The organism is Flavobacterium rakeshii, from assembly GCF_009741375.1.
Taxonomy (GTDB): domain Bacteria; phylum Bacteroidota; class Bacteroidia; order Flavobacteriales; family Flavobacteriaceae; genus Flavobacterium; species Flavobacterium rakeshii.
On sequence record NZ_WOWP01000034.1, the window covers coordinates 90,706 to 107,360 of the forward strand.

At 37.5% G+C, this 16,655-nt stretch carries 12 protein-coding genes; 10 read left to right on the forward strand and 2 right to left on the reverse strand.

From position 1 onward, the window contains the following. The first annotated feature begins 108 nt into the window (after positions 1–108). The 10 genes from GN157_RS10130 (at position 109) to GN157_RS10175 (ending at position 14,382) form a co-directional block, all read left to right on the forward strand. Entirely contained in the window at positions 109–483 is a 375-nt protein-coding gene (locus GN157_RS10130) for a VOC family protein (RefSeq protein WP_157483297.1), read from the forward strand. Between the two features lies 1 nt (position 484). Beyond that, entirely contained in the window at positions 485–874 is a 390-nt protein-coding gene (gene gloA2 / locus GN157_RS10135; protein ID WP_157483298.1) for an SMU1112c/YaeR family gloxylase I-like metalloprotein, read from the forward strand. 105 nt (positions 875–979) lie between these two features. Beyond that, positions 980–1,519, forward strand: a complete 540-nt coding sequence (locus GN157_RS10140) for an IS1096 element passenger TnpR family protein (RefSeq protein WP_157483299.1) — start codon at positions 980–982, stop codon at positions 1,517–1,519. Positions 1,520–1,586: 67 nt separating this feature from the next. Beyond that, positions 1,587–2,645 carry a nucleoid-associated protein gene (locus GN157_RS10145; RefSeq protein ID WP_035132497.1) on the forward strand — a complete coding sequence of 353 codons (1,059 nt, stop codon included), beginning with the start codon at positions 1,587–1,589 and terminating at the stop codon, positions 2,643–2,645. A 149-nt stretch (positions 2,646–2,794) separates the two neighbouring features. Beyond that, positions 2,795–4,678, forward strand: coding sequence for a hypothetical protein (locus GN157_RS10150; protein ID WP_197429431.1), 1,884 nt, complete (start codon positions 2,795–2,797; stop codon positions 4,676–4,678). 93 nt (positions 4,679–4,771) lie between these two features. Continuing rightward, positions 4,772–5,671 (forward strand): ABC transporter ATP-binding protein, encoded by a 900-nt coding sequence (locus tag GN157_RS10155; RefSeq protein WP_157483301.1) that lies wholly within the window; start codon positions 4,772–4,774, stop codon positions 5,669–5,671. A 9-nt stretch (positions 5,672–5,680) separates the two neighbouring features. Continuing rightward, complete coding sequence (locus GN157_RS10160; RefSeq protein ID WP_157483302.1) at positions 5,681–6,520, forward strand: ABC transporter permease subunit; 840 nt, start codon at positions 5,681–5,683, stop codon at positions 6,518–6,520. A 63-nt stretch (positions 6,521–6,583) separates the two neighbouring features. Continuing rightward, positions 6,584–9,352: a T9SS type B sorting domain-containing protein gene (locus tag GN157_RS10165; protein WP_157483303.1), complete on the forward strand. Its 2,769-nt coding sequence runs from the start codon at positions 6,584–6,586 to the stop codon at positions 9,350–9,352. 56 nt (positions 9,353–9,408) lie between these two features. Continuing rightward, positions 9,409–11,904, forward strand: a complete 2,496-nt coding sequence (locus GN157_RS10170) for a T9SS type B sorting domain-containing protein (protein WP_157483304.1) — start codon at positions 9,409–9,411, stop codon at positions 11,902–11,904. Between the two features lie 9 nt (positions 11,905–11,913). Further along, on the forward strand, positions 11,914–14,382 hold the full coding sequence (locus tag GN157_RS10175) for a T9SS type B sorting domain-containing protein (protein WP_157483305.1): 2,469 nt from the start codon (positions 11,914–11,916) through the stop codon (positions 14,380–14,382). Positions 14,383–14,433: 51 nt separating this feature from the next. On the opposite strand, the gene typA is transcribed toward GN157_RS10175, so the two are convergent. After that, a complete protein-coding gene (typA, locus tag GN157_RS10180; RefSeq protein WP_157483306.1) occupies positions 14,434–16,233 on the reverse strand; it encodes a translational GTPase TypA in 1,800 nt (599 codons plus the stop codon). 161 nt (positions 16,234–16,394) lie between these two features. After that, the gene (rpsT, locus tag GN157_RS10185) at positions 16,395–16,646 is read right to left on the reverse strand and encodes a 30S ribosomal protein S20 (protein WP_157483307.1); all 252 of its coding nucleotides are present in this window, start codon (positions 16,644–16,646) and stop codon (positions 16,395–16,397) included. Positions 16,647–16,655: the final 9 nt, after the last annotated feature.

Genomic DNA, 16,655 nt, shown 5'->3' on the forward strand with positions numbered 1-16,655 from the left:
AATAATACCCAACTGTAATTTTTTTGGGATGAATTGTAAAATTTAATTTAAAAGACTTTTCATTTCAATTACAACACGGTAACTTTATATACCAATCAAGTTTACATTATGAAAATTCCTGACAATTACTTACCCGTTATGCCTTACCTGGTTCTGGACAAGGCGGTTGAATTTAAACAGTTTTGCGAACACACCTTTAATGCCACCGAACAGATGATTGTTCCCGGTGAAGACAGCAGGGTAATAATGCACGGCGAACTCAAAATAAACGATGCCGTGATTATGTTTGCAAACAGTAACGACAACTGGAAACAAAAAACATCGGGTATATTTATTTTTGTGGAAAATGTAGATACCGTTTACAAACGCGCCATTGAAGCAGGCAGTACATCACTGCAAAAACCTACTCATGAGGTATACGGTTATGCAGCTGGGTTTGAAGACCCTTTTGGCAACCACTGGTGGATTAATGAAATAAAATAGCATGCTTAATATAAAAAGGGTACATCATACAGCGATTATTTGCAGTGATTACCAAAAATCAAAACACTTTTACACCAACATACTGGGTTTTACTATTGATGCCGAAAACTACAGGGAGAGCAGGCAATCTTATAAACTGGATTTATCTTTAAATGGTGTTTATACTTTAGAACTTTTTTCATTCCCTAATCCGCCACAAAGAGTTTCCCGCCCCGAAGCTGCCGGACTAAGGCATATTGCCTTTGAAACCGATGATATTAACAAAGCGGTAAACTGGCTTTCACAAAATAATATCGCAACCGAACCCATAAGGACCGACGAATTCACCGGAAAAAAATTCACTTTCCTGTCAGACCCTGATAATCTGCCTATTGAGCTTTACGAAATATAGTTTTTTTACTATTTTAGGCTACCCTTATATCTAAAAAATCTAAAATTCCAAAAAGCAAAATCAGAATTAATGGCTTACCTTTGGGGTTCAAAAATAACATAAACTATGGTTTACAAATTCAGAGTAATACTTGATGCTGAGGAAGATATTTTCAGGGATATTGCCATCCAGGAAAATGACACGCTGGAAGATTTACACAATGCTATTGTTAATGCTTTTGGTTTTGACGGACTTGAAATAGCTTCTTTTTATACCTGTGATGACGAATGGACACAACAGGATGAAATTCCGCTTTTTGATGCTGGCGAAGTTCCGGGTGAAATGAAAGCAATGGCAGATTATCCGCTTAGCTCCATTTTAGACAGTGAGAACACTAAAATAATTTACGTATACGATTTCCTTAATATGTGGACGTTTTTTGTGGAACTGGGAGCTATTGAAGAGCCTGAAAACGGTGTGAGCTATCCTGACCTTTTATTCTCTCACGGACATATGCCTAACACTGCACCTGAAAAAGACTTTAGTGCCGAAGGTGATGATATTTATGGTGATTTTGAAGACGATTATGACGATGATGATCTTGATATGTTTGGCGACGGAGAAGATTTTGACGACATGAGCTTTGATGACAATCAGTGGAATTAAACTTAAAGATTAAGTCACTGACAGACAAACAAACTAAGCACCTAACAAACTAAGCATCTTAAAAAAAATGATAAACCTTTTTAATACTCACATTGAAACCCTTTCTGTACACAGGGTAGGAAACAAAAGCCGTAATGAGGCTATCTTTTTATCAGAACAGCCTTATAACCTAAATGACGAGATTGCACCGCTTTTAAAGGAGTATTTCTTTAAGCCTTTTAGGGAGAAAGAGGAAAACTATTTCCAGTTTGCTCACGAGGTAGATTTAGATTACCACGATATGTACAACCTGGTAACCGAAATGTTTACCAACCCGAGCGATGCCCACGAGATTTCTAAAAAAATAACCAAGCACCTTTTTGATCAGTCAAACCACCCGCACATTAAAAACGGAGAGGTATATGTTACTTACTTAACTAACCTGTCTATAGACAACAATACGGTAGATGCTGTAGGTATATTTAAAAGTGAGATTAAAACCGATTTCCTTCAGTTTGAAGAAAAAAGCAGCAACCTTGATATAGTACTTCAGCAGGGTATTAACCTAAACAAGCTGGATAAAGGTTGTATTGTTTTCAATTATAAAAAAGAAGAAGGTTATAAAATATTAACTATAGACAGCAACAGGTATGATGCACGTTACTGGCTGGAGCATTTCCTTTCGGTAGATGCTTTCCAGGACGAGAACTTCGTTACTAAAAAGTACCTTAAATTCTGTCAGGATTTTGCTAAAGATGTAGTACTACCGGCAGAAGACAAAAAAGAAGAGGTTATGTTTATGAACCGTTCTGTAAACTACTTCGCTAAAAATGATGAGTTTGAAGAAACGGCTTTCCTTAACGAGGTTATTGATAACCCAGACCTTATTCCTGAATTCAAAAACTATAAGGTAGAAAAAGCACCTAAATACAGTATTGAAGATGTTACTACCTTCCCTATTGCTAACTCGGCAGTAACCGATGCACGTAAGAAAATCAAAAACGTAATTAACCTGGACACTAACATCCAGATTAAAATGGACTTTGTAAACCCTGAAAGTGCCGAAAAGTTTGTGGAAAAAGGATGGGACGAGGAAAAACAAATGTACTATTACCTTGTTTACTTTAACAAAGAACAAAAAAGCTAAACCACTTAGCTTAAGCATACTAAAAAGAGGCCCTGAGCCTCTTTTTTTATTGTGTTAAATGAATGGTAAAACGCGCTATACTGCCCTATTTTAGCGTTTACTTATAGTTTAATTTCATAACTTACAATTTGTAAAGCTTTTCGCAGTAAATGACCAAAACATTACGGTTACTCATATTATTAACCTTACTTTTTGTGGCTGTACCCATGGCCGCACAGGTCACTCCTGTACAGGACTCTATACCCCAACTGAACGATACTGTAAAACAGAAACGGGATGAGATGTACAAAAACATACAGAACTACTCTAAAAAAAGAAAGTTCACCAAGTTTTTACACAAGCTTATATTTAGACCTGTACGCGAACAGGAAGCATCGGGTACTCGTAAAAGAACAAGGGAAAACGCGCCCGAAATGCAGGATCGCTATACCAAATACAGTGACAAGGTAATCAGAAAAATAAATATAGTAACGTTAGATCCTTTTGGGTATTCCATAACCGATACTGCACGAAAGCCCGGCAATTGGGCCGAACGATTTGGTAATGGCATTCACCTTAAAACAAAGCAAATGACAATAAAAAACCTGTTGCTGTTTAAGGAAAAGGAACGACTGGACACCCTCATAGTTGCAGAAACCGAACGTTTAATACGTTCGCAACGCTATACCCGCAGGGTAATTATAAATGCCATACCTGTTAACGGTACAAAAGACTCTATAGATGTAGAGGTAAGAGTACTGGACTCCTGGAGCCTTATACCAAATGGTTCGGCTTCATCTTCAAGAACCACCTTTGAACTTACTGAACGGAACTTCTTTGGGCTTGGGCATGAATTTCGTAATGAATTTGATAAGGAACTCAACACAGGTCAAACGGCTTATTTGGGGCAATATACCGTATATAATATTCTTAACACTTATATGCAGGGACAGCTTACCTACAAAATACATACTGATGAAAGCTACCTTAAAAGTTTTGGGTTACAAAGGGAGTTTTTCTCGGCATATACCCGCTGGGCAGGTGGTATTTACCTGGAAGAAAAACTGGTTAGGGACTCGCTCCCCGATATACAGAATGTATATGCCATGCAGAATATGAAATCTGACTTTAAAGAGTTTTGGGGAGGCTATTCCTTTAAAATATTTAAAGGCTTTACCGAAGAAGACCGTACTACAAACCTAGTGACAACCGCAGGCTTCAATACCAGGCGATATACAGAAAAACCATCTGTTATATACGACTCGGTTGGGTATTACTCTAACGAAAGGCTTTATTTGGCAAGCATTGGTTTAACCTCAAGAAAATTCGTTCAGGATAAGTTCCTTTTCAATTATGATATTGTTGAAGATATCCCCATAGGGCGCACCTATTCCTTAACCGGAGGCACACAGGCAAAAAACGGAGAAAACCGCATTTATCTGGGCGGGCGGTATGCTATAGGTAACTACTTTAAATGGGGTTTTTTAAGCCTTAGTACTGAGCTAGGATCCTTTTTCTATAAGGGCAAAACCGAACAAACTACACTACGGTTTGACCTGCTTTACTTTACCAACATGAAAGAATGGGGAAACTGGCGTTTCAGGCATTTTATACAGCCCCGCCTTGTTTTTGGCGATAACAGAATGCCTTTCATTAAAGACCAGCTTAATCTTGGTAACGATACCGGTATACAGGGCTTTGAAAGTACCACACCACTGGGAACTAAAAAATTCATTTTAACACTGCAAACTCAAAGTTACGCTCCGTGGGAGGTTTTAGGTTTCCGTTTAAATCCTTTTGCTAATATTACCCTTGGTGTAATAGGTGATGAATACAACAAATTATACGAAAGTAAGTTTTACAGTAAATTTGGTGTAGGGTTGCTTATTACTAACGACTACCTTGTATTTAGCAGCTTCCAGTTATCGTTTGCCTTTTTCCCTAGCATCCCCGGAAATGGCGATAACATATTCAAAACCAATAGCTTTAAAAATAACGACATTATATTACCAGATTTCCAGATTGGCAAACCCGAGGTGGTACCTTATAATTAACAGATTTACTTTTTCCTGAAAATTTTATTTAAATTGGTAACAAAACCTTACATGGTTCGTCATATTATCAAAGTAACCTAAAACAAGAAGCTTTTGGAAACCATACTAACCATCAACAACCTACACAAAAAATTTCGCCATGTACATGCGGTAAACAATGTTTCCTTTGAAATAAAAAAGGGAAATGTTTATGGAATATTAGGCCCTAACGGAAGCGGAAAATCTACCACTTTAGGTATCATCCTTAATGTTGTAAACAAAACATCGGGCAGCTATAGCTGGTTTAACGGTGACCTTGAAACCCATGATGCCCTTAAAAAAGTAGGAGCTATTATTGAAAGACCTAACTTTTATCCTTACATGACAGCTTATGAAAACCTTAAGCTTGTATGTGGTATTAAAGGGGCTCCGTTAGAAAAAATTGACGAAAAACTGGAACTGGTAGGGTTACTGGAAAGAAAAGACAGCAAATTTAAAACCTATTCTCTGGGTATGAAACAAAGACTGGCAATAGCCAGTGCCCTGCTTAACGACCCTGAAATATTAATACTTGATGAACCTACAAATGGACTTGACCCACAGGGAATACGACAGATAAGGGATATCATAAGGCATATTGCCTCACTGGGCACTACCATACTACTGGCTTCTCACCTGCTTGACGAAGTAGAAAAAGTATGTTCGCATGTTGTGGTACTTAGAAAAGGAGTTGTACTTTACACAGGTACTGTTAACGGAATGATTTCAAACGAAGGTTTTTTTGAACTTCAGGCTAACGATAACCAAACGCTTAAAACTATTTTACAGCAACACCCGGCTATCGATAAAATTGAGGAGAACGAAGGCAAACTAATCGTTTACCTTAAAGAGTCTCTTGAAGCTGCCGATCTTAATAAACACCTAACAGCACAGGGTATTTATCTAAGTCATTTAGTTAAGCGTCAATACAGCCTTGAAGAACAATTTATCCAGTTAACCTCATCTGCAAAATAAACCGCCACCATGAAACGACTTTTAAATATAGAACTGCAAAAACTTTGGAAAAACAGATCCAGTAAAGTACTCATTATAACTTATTTCATACTGTTAAGCTTTTTGGCTTTCATGTCAAGCATTAAGCTAACTCTTTTTGGACAGGAAGTAAAACTTGCCGATCAGGGAATATTTGATTTCCCTTACATATGGCACTTTAACTTTTTTGTTGCCGGGCTACTTAAAATTTTCCTTGCCTTGGTTATTGTTTCCATGATGTCTAACGAATACACTTATGGCACCCTGAAACAAAACCTTATTGACGGATTGAGTAAAAAGGAGTTCCTTATCTCAAAAATGCTTACGGTCTTATTATTCTCGGCAATATCTACCATTTTCGTATTTACAGTGAGTATTATATTGGGTTACAGCTTTTCTTCTTACACAGAGGCTTCAATAGTATTTTCTGATTTATTTTACATACCATCATACTTTTTAAAACTGGTTGCTTTCTTTTCATTCTGCTTATTTGCAGGGGTATTAATAAAGCGTTCGGCATTTGCTATTGGTTTTATAGCAGTATGGTATATAATAGAGAAAATTATACACTTTTCTTTATTTAAATATGTATTCGGAAACGACAAGACACTGGAAACCGCTATAGGTTTTTTGCCTTTAGAATCTATGTACAACATGATGAAAGAACCCATCACAAGGTTTAAAACTTATAATGCCATAGAGAATCAGGTTAGCGGTGTTGGTGAAGTCCGTTTTTACGGTGTACACTGGTATGAAATTGTTATAGTTTTAGCGTGGACTGCTATATTTATAACATTATCATATAATATTTTGAAAAAGAGAGATTTATAAAAGCAATAGCACAGAGGTTTTATAAATTTTATATAAATTTACAAAAACCTTAACGTTACTGCTGTGAAATTGAAATTTATATATTTATTACTCCTTTTTTTTAATATTTCTGTTTGGGCACAAAGTGACTGCCCTGAGGCCATAATAGTTTGTGGCGGCATGGACTATTATGGGCTTAGTGCAGGAGGAGTAGGTAATATCGTAGAATTAAGCACTGCAACTAACGATTGTCATAGTGAAGAGCACTTTAGCGTTTGGTTTAAAATCCAGATAAAAGACGGCGGTACACTGGGTTTTGTACTTACTCCTGAAGAAATAGATGACCTTGTTGTTGATTTTGATTTTTGGCTATTCGGGCCTAATCTTGAATGCGGCAATCTTGGTGATCCTATTAGGTGTTCTACCACTAACCCACTACAGGCAGGACTGGATTACAACACAACCGGAATGAATGAAACCGAGATTGATGTATCTGAAGGTCCTAGTGCTGACGGAAACGGATTTGTACAATGGGTTGATGTTGAAGATGATGAAATTTATTATTTAGTGGTAGACAGGCCACACGGCTTTAGTAACTTCTCTATAGAATGGACCGGTACAGCTACTTTTCACGAAGTTCCTTATTTTGATAACCCAAACGACATTCCGCTTGGATTAACCCAGTGTGATGGTGATGACGGGGTGTACGACCAAATGGCTGTTTTTGATCTTACCATATATCAGGATATGTTTATAGGTACACAAACCGATGTTGACCTTACCTATCATGTGAGTATGAATGATATGATTACCGGCGAAAACCCAATGACTTCCCCACAATCATTTACATGTGGTGCCCCACTAACAACAGTATACCTGAGAATGACAAACCCGGTTACGGGCTGTTACGATATACAAACCTTTAATCTTGTTATACCTGTTATTAGCGGAGATGCTGAAAACATTACACTATGTGACGATAACCAAAACGGTATACGGGAGTTTGACCTCACGGTTAATGACCCCGATATTATAGGCAATACCGATAATGCTTCTGTAACTTATTATACCTCTATGCAGGATGCCGAAAATGCCACAGGAGCTATTGGTCCTTTATACGAAAACACCACTCCCTATGAAAGTGAAATAATATGGGCCCGACTGGAAAAAACAAATGAAAACTGCTTTGACTTAATTCCTTTTACCATAAGTATTTATAGCTTTGAAATTCCCCCAATGCCTATTAATCTTTGTGATAGCGATGGTACTGAAGACGGACTTACAACTTTTAACCTTACTGTAAATGAAGATTCCCTTTCGGGTAACATTTCAAATACTTCTTTTTTATACTATGCTTCGGGCTCTGATTTACAGAATGACAATCCTATAAATAATCCGGAAAATTATTTCAGCACGGCTAATCCGCAAACAGTATATGTAAAAATGACCAATAACGACACCGGGTGTTTTGCCACACAGTCGTTTTCCATAGGTACATCAACAGTAACGCCGGGAACACCGCAAAATATTGCCATGTGTGACGATAATCAAAACGGAATACAACAGTTTGATCTTTCTGTCAATGATTCCCTCGTGCAGGATGGTGATACTTCAGCCGATATAACCTATTACAGTTCGCAAGAAGATGCTGTTAATGCTGCTAACCCGCTTAACCTGCCTTATCAAAACCAACAACCTTATACCGATGAGACTATTTGGGTAAGAATGGAAAGAAATAATGACAACGAATGTTTCAGTATAACATCCTTTACCATTAGTATAATCAATCTTCCTGTTTTCAATAATCCAAACGATATATTGTTAGACCTTAGCCAGTGTGATAATGATGGTATAGACGACCAGTCTAACGCATTTAACCTTACTGCTCACGAAGAAATGTTTACCGGAACACAAACCAATTTGGTATACTCTTACTACGCCAGTATGGACGATTTTAATGTCGGTAATGCAATTGTAAATCCGCAGGCTTATGCTAATATTACCAATCCGCAAACAATTTATACACAAATTTATAATACAGAAACAGGTTGTTACAGTCCGTTGCAAAACTTCACTATCGAAATCATCAACCCTATTGTAGCAGGCGAACCTTCCGATTTATGGCAGTGCGACCTTCACATGAATGGCTTGCAACTTTTTATACTAAGCGTTAACGATGAACTTATTGCAAATGGCGAGTCTAACAGGGAGGTTACTTATTATCCCTCACTTCAGGATGCTCAAAATGAAACCAATCCGTTAAATGATGTACACCAAAACAGTGTTCCTTACACAGGACAAACCATTTGGGCAAGGCTCGAAAGTACTGATGGCTGTTTAGGGTATGACATTACATCATTTACTATTAGTGTAGCCCAACTACCCGAAATAAATTATACCATAAGAATTGAAGACTTTACCAAATATGACAATTCCATAGCTATTGATATTGCAAATTGGGAAGATTTTGAATACTCTATGGATGGCGAAAATTATACCAATATACCTTATTTCGGCAGTCTTATTCCGGGAGTATATGAGGTATACATTCGATCTAAAGACGGATGTAAAACCGAACAGGAAGATGTAGTGCTTTTAAACTACCCTAAATACTTCACTCCAAACGGAGACGGTATTAACGAAACCTGGCAGGTTTATTTTATTTACTTCCTCCCTAAATCAAAAATTTCAATCTTTGACCGCTATGGCAAACTGGTTAGCAGCTTTTGGGGAGACAGCATAGGCTGGGACGGTATGTATAACGGAGAAGCCCTTCCGTCAACCGATTATTGGTTTTTACTTGAATTAGAGGACGGAAGAAACATCAAAGGACATTTTGCCATGGTTAGGTAATTTTTTTTTGTAATTTTATAAAACCTTTAACGTTAATCCGTTAAACGGGCTATGCTATGAAAAAAATTACCTTACTATTACTTTTACTTTTATCCTTAAAAGCTTTCGCACAAAAAGAAGCTAATTACTGGTATTTCGGCAACAAAGCAGGTCTTCATTTTCTGGACAACGGTACTGTACAAACACTATCTGACGGACAAATGACAACCAATGAAGGTTGTAGCTCAATATCAGATGAACTGGGTAACTTACTCTTTTATACTGATGGTCGTACCGTTTGGGACCAAAACCATGTAATTATGCCTAATGCTAATTATTCTACAGGCACCGGGCTTTTAGGCGACCCTTCCAGTACACAATCGGGTATTATAGTACCAAAGGCAGACGACCCTAATATCTATTATATTTTTACGGTTGATGAACCTCATCATGAAAATACCGCTACCTATCCCAACCCTTTTCCAGGTCCCTACATAGATGGTAGTACCATACCGGCATCTGACGACGGACTCAACAATGGTTTCAACTACTCAATAGTAGACCTTTCTGTAACAGGAAATAACGGCAGCATAGGTGACGTTACAACCAGAAATGTACATTTAGTTACTTATGACGATACTAATATTGAGGAGTTAAAATACAAATGTTCTGAAAAAATTACAGCAGTTAAAAACGCTGAAGGAACCGGATACTGGGTTATAACTCATTTTATAAATAAATTTTACGCCTTTTTTGTAGATAGTAACGGGGTAAACGAAACTCCGGTAATAAGTGAGCTTGAACCTCTAATTCCCACTTCAGGTTATCGCAGAAATGCTATTGGGTGTATTAAAATATCACCTACAGGTAACAAACTTGTAGTAGCCCACACCCAGGCAGGTACAGAAACAGGTGAAACCACATTAAGCGGAAAAGTATACCTGTATGATATGGATAACGCTACTGGAGAAATATCTAATCCGGTATTAATAAAAGATAATATAACACCTTATGGTGTAGAATTCTCTCCTTCGGGAAAAAAACTATATGTATCTTATGATCCTGCCGGAGGGTTAAACGGTGTTTATCAATATGATGTTGAAAGCAGTGATATACCGCTTTCACAAGTACTTATAACAAGCACACCACAATCTGGAACATTACAATTAGGACCTAACGGTAAAATATACAGAGCTGTAGTAGCGTCTCAAAACCTTGATGTTATAAATAACCCCGAAGAAACAGGCATTGCCTGTGGTTATCAAACTAATGCCATTACTTTACCTGCAGGAGCCGAATGCTTTTTTGGGCTTCCGCCTTTTATAACTTCTTATTTTTTTGCCAGTATTGAGGTCCAAAATACTTGTTTAGGCGAGGAGTCACAATTCACTCTTCTGGTTTCTAATGAGTTTGACGCAATATCCTGGAATTTTGGCGATGGTTCACCCGCTTCAAATGAAACAATACCAACACATACATACACCAGCCCCGGTACATACAATGTAGTTGCAAACATAACCTACGCAGGAGAAGATTTTACTTTTTCACAAACCGTAACCATTGTTGCAATTCCGGTTGCTAATGATGCCCCTAACCTAACCCTTTGTGACATTAGTGATGATGGTACCGAAAACTTTGTTTTAAGCAATAATACCGATATAATATTAGGAGACCAGGACCCCGATGATTATGATGTAACTTACTACGATTCACTGGAAAATGCCCATAATGCAAACCTACCGGTTAATCCAAATAGTTATAATAACAGTAGTGACCCTCAAACCATATATGCACGTGTACAAAACAAAAGCAATACAAACTGTTATGACATAACCTCATTTATGGTAAGCACTATAGCTATACCGGCTATTAATGCTACTGATGACGTGAGGATATGCGCCAACTCTAACAGCCATATAACACTTAGTTCGGGTATTACAAGTTCACAATATACTTACGAATGGTCTACCGGAGAAACTACACCTGTAATACAGGTAAGCCGTCCCGGCACCTATGCTGTTACCCTAACTAATCAAAACGGCTGTAAAAAAACACAAGTTATAACCGTAACGCCTTCTGACGTTGCCCAAATAGAAAGTGTAGATGTAGTTGATCTTGTAGACAACAATACAGTAACTGTACACGTTACACCTACAGGAGGAGTTAATACTACTTATGGATATAGTATAGATATGCCTAATGGTCCGTTTCAGGAATCTAACTTTTTTGAAAGAGTAAAGCCTGGGGTACATACAGTTTATGTTTCAGATGTAAACGGATGTGGTACTGTATTAAAGCAATTCTCTGTTCTCTCCATACCAAAATTCTTTACTCCAAACGGAGATGGTGTTCACGACACATGGGATATTGTAGGTATGAACTTAAAATTTTATCAAAACAGTACCATATTTATTTATGACCGATATGGAAAACTGTTAGCCAGTGTAGACCCGAAAGGCAAAGGATGGGATGGCACCTTTAATGGTCATCCTTTACCTTCTACAGATTACTGGTATGTTGTAGCTCTTGATGACGGAAGGGTAATTAAGGGTCATTTTAGTATGATCAGGTAAAAAAATGCGATGAAAAAACACCTTACATTTTTAGTCCTATTATCAGAACTATACTGCTATTCTCAAGCCGAAGCTTCTAATTGGTATTTTGCCCGCTATGCCGGACTAAAGTTTTTAGAAGATGGCACTGTAGTGACCTTACTTGATAGCCAAATGACAACTTATGAAGGTTCCAGCTCTATATCTGATTTTAATGGTAATCTCCTTTTTTATACTGACGGAAAAAGTGTTTGGGATAAAAACCATGTAATTATGCCTAATGCAGATTATGACAATGGTACGGGTTTACTGGGCGACCCTTCCAGTACACAATCAGGTATTATAATACCTAAAAAAGGAAATCCAAATATATATTATGTTTTTACGGTAGACGAACCTCATGATGAAAATGCCGAAACTTATCCCGATCCTTTCCCCGGGCCTTATCAAGACGGTAATACCATTCCCAGCGAAGACGATGGCTTAAACAACGGGTTAAATTATTCTGTTGTAGACCTTAGCATAACCGGAGCTAATGGAAGCGCAGGTGATGTAATTTCCAGAAATAACCATTTAATTACCTATAACCCCGAAAGTGATGAAGCACGCTTTAAATGTTCGGAAAAAATAAGTGCCGTTAAAGATGCATCAGACAACGGATACTGGATAGTTACACAATTTACAAATAGGTTTTACGCATTTCACATAGATGAAAACGGTGTAAATGAAACCCCTGTAATATCATCACTTAATCCAAGTATACCAACTACAGGATACAGGAGAAATGCAATAGGTTACATGAAAATATCACCAAACGGAAAAAAAATTGCAGTAGCACACTCGCAACGTGCTACACAGGCTGGTACTACTACCCGCGATGGTGCTGTATACCTATATGATTTTAATAATGCAACAGGAGTTGTTTCCAACCCAATCGCTTTAGTAAACGAAGGAAATCCTTATGGCATTGAGTTTTCTCCTCAAAGTAAAAAATTATATGTAACGTTTGAATCTATATACAATACTAAGCAATTTGACCTTGAAAGTAACGGAACAATAAACAGCTATGAAATAAATGCAAGCGGAAAAGCCCTTCAGTTAGCTCCTAACGGCAAAATATATATTGCTCAGTTAGGAAGCGATTCTTTAGGGGTTATTAACGACCCAGATGAAACAGATTTTGCCTGTAACCCCGGTCAGGGACCAAATTTAGGAGAAGGAAGGTTTTCGGCATTTGGCCTCCCTCCTTTTATCACTTCATTTTTAGAAATCTCTATTGAAATTTCTAATGCCTGCTTGGGCGAAGAGTCTCAAATTGAAATGAATATTTATGGTAATATAGATAGTATTATGTGGGATTTTGGGGATGGTAGCCCTACAACAACTCAATTAAACCCAACACACACTTATACAACACCGGGTAACTATACAATAGCAGCAACAATTACAAGAGGAATTGAAGAACATACATATAGCAGAGAAATTGTTATAACAGAAATTCCTGTTGCTAACCCTGTTGATGATTTATATGCCTGTGACCCCGAAAATAACGGAACAGAATCTTTTGACTTATCACAAAACACTGCCGATATATTAGGAAGTCAAAGTCCTGATGATTTTGAGGTGCTTTATTTTGATTCATTAAATAGTGCAGAAAACAACAGTAATCCACTACCCGAAGCTTATGAGAGTACACAACAATCACAAATTATTTATGCCCGTGTACACAGTAAATTTAATGCTGATTGTTATGATATAACAACATTTTCGCTTCATGCTACCGAAACACCCATTATACAAACTCACGATGAAAACTATTTGTGTATAGAGAACTCAACACCGCTTACTATCAATGCAGGTACAAATTCATCCCAATTTACCTATTTATGGTCTACAGGAGAGACTACATCTTCAATAAATGTAAACGAAATGGGAACCTATGAGGTAGAGGTAACAAATAGTTCTGGCTGTAGTAAAACAAGAACAGTAACTGTTTATAATTCACAAATACCAACCATACAGAACATTGAAATAAATGATCTTATAGAGAATAACACCGTCACTGTTTATGTATCGTCACAAACAGGGGTAAACACAACCTATTACTATAGCCTTGATTTGCCAAACGGACCTTTCCAAGAGTCAAACTTTTTTGAAAATGTACAACCTGGCTTACATACCGTTTATGTTACCGATGCAGGTAATTGCGGAATTACCAAAAAAGAAATATCTATACTCTCCATACCAAAATTCTTTACTCCAAATGGAGATGGTGTTCACGACACCTGGGATATTGTAGGCATGAACATTAAGTTTTACAGTAAAAGCTCTATATATATTTTTGACAGATATGGTAAACTCCTTACCAGTGTAGACCCTAAAGGAGCCGGGTGGGACGGAACGTATAATGGATACCCCTTACCTTCTACTGATTACTGGTATTTAATAAAACTGGATGACGGCAGGGTTATTAAAGGACATTTTAGTATGATAAGGTAAAGATTTTATAAAAAAAGCCCCGCATTTGCGGGGCTTTAACTTTATATATCATTAAGCGATTTTAAAACGCTTTCTGTCATTTTCATTCAGGTAGATTTTACGTAAACGTAAGCTTTTAGGCGTTACCTCTACATACTCATCTTTCTGGATGTACTCAAGTGCTTCCTCAAGAGAGAATTTGATAGCAGGAATAATTCTTGCTTTATCATCTGCACCCGATGAACGAACGTTAGTAAGTTTTTTGGTTTTAGTCACGTTTACAACCATATCGTCTCCACGAGAGTTCTCACCAATAACCTGACCTTCATAAATATCTTCGTTAGGATCTACAAAGAATTTACCACGCTCCTGTAGCTTATCAATAGAGTAAGGAATAGCCTTACCGTTTTCCATAGAGATAAGAGAACCGTTAATACGCCCTGGTATATCTCCTTTAAACGGTTGGTACTCTAAGAAACGGTGTGACATGATAGCCTCACCCGCAGTAGCTGTAAGCAACTGGTTTCTTAAACCTATAATACCACGTGAAGGAATGATGAATTTAACAATCATACGCTCACCTTTTGGCTCCATACTAATCATCTCACCTTTACGAACAGTTACAAACTCAACTGCACGTCCTGAAAGGTTTTCAGGTAAGTCGATAGTAAGTTCCTCAACCGGCTCACATTTAACACCGTCAATTTCTTTGATGATAACCTGTGGCTGACCGATTTGAAGCTCATACCCCTCTCTTCTCATCGTTTCGATAAGTACAGATAAGTGAAGTACACCACGACCAAATACCATAAACTTATCAGCACTGTCGGTTTCATTCACTCTAAGAGCAAGGTTTTTCTCAAGCTCCTTGTTTAATCTTTCTTTAATGTGTCTTGAAGTAACAAATTTACCTTCTTTACCAAAGAATGGCGAATCGTTAATAGTGAAAAGCATACTCATTGTAGGCTCATCAATTGCAATGGTTGCAAGAGCTTCAGGATTTTCAAAATCAGCAACAGTATCACCAATCTCAAAACCTTCAAGACCTACAAGTGCACAAATATCACCTGCTTCTACTCTGTCTACTTTTTTACGGCCAAGACCTTCAAAAGTATGTAATTCTTTTATTTTTGATTTCACTACTTTTCCGTCACGCTTAACAAGAGATATGTTCATACCTTCTGTTAGGTTACCTCTTTGAAGACGACCGATAGCGATACGTCCTGTAAAGCTTGAAAAGTCAAGTGAAGTAATAAGCAATTGCGGAGTACCTTCAGATACTTTTGGAGCAGGGATATGCTCAATAACCATATCAAGAAGCGGCTCTATATTTTCTGTTTTTTGTTTCCAGTCAGTACTCATCCAGTTTTGCTTAGCAGAACCGTATACTGAAGGGAAATCAAGCTGCCATTCTTCTGCACCAAGTTCAAACATAAGGTCGAATACTTTTTCGTGAACCTCATCAGGGGTACAGTTTTCCTTATCTACCTTATTGATAACCACACAAGGCTTAAGTCCAAGGTCAATCGCTTTTTGAAGTACAAAACGCGTTTGCGGCATAGGTCCTTCAAAGGCGTCTACTAAAAGAAGTACGCCATCGGCCATATTAAGCACACGCTCTACCTCACCACCAAAGTCGGCGTGACCAGGGGTATCGATAATGTTAATCTTAGTTCCCTTGTAATTAACCGATACGTTTTTAGAAGTAATGGTAATACCTCTCTCACGCTCTAGGTCGTTGTTATCAAGTATCAGGTCGCCTGTGTTCTCGTTTTCACGGAATAACTGGCAATGGTACATAATTTTGTCAACCAGCGTAGTCTTACCGTGGTCAACGTGAGCAATAATTGCAATGTTTCTTATAGACGCCATCTTTATTTTTTTGAAGGTGCAAAGGTACACTTTATTTTAATACAAAATACACTAACTATTAGACACTTAAGAAATTTATAACCTAATAGTAATAAAACAAAAAAAGCTCCTTATTACAGGAGCTTAGAAATTTTATAATTTAAACAAGTAACGCAATCTGATTAAAGAGCTGCTACGTGTCTAGTTAGCTTTGATTTTAAGTTTGAAGCCTTGTTAGCGTGGATGATATTTTTCTTTGCTAATTTATCAATCATTGAAATAACAGAAGATAATTTTCCTGAAGCTTCATTCTTATCTGTAGCTAAACGTATTGCTTTAATTGCATTACGAGTAGTTTTATGTTGATACTTGTTCAACACTCTTTTCTTTTCGTTGCTTCTGATTCTTTTTAAAGCTGACTTGTGATTTGCCATTTTGTTAAC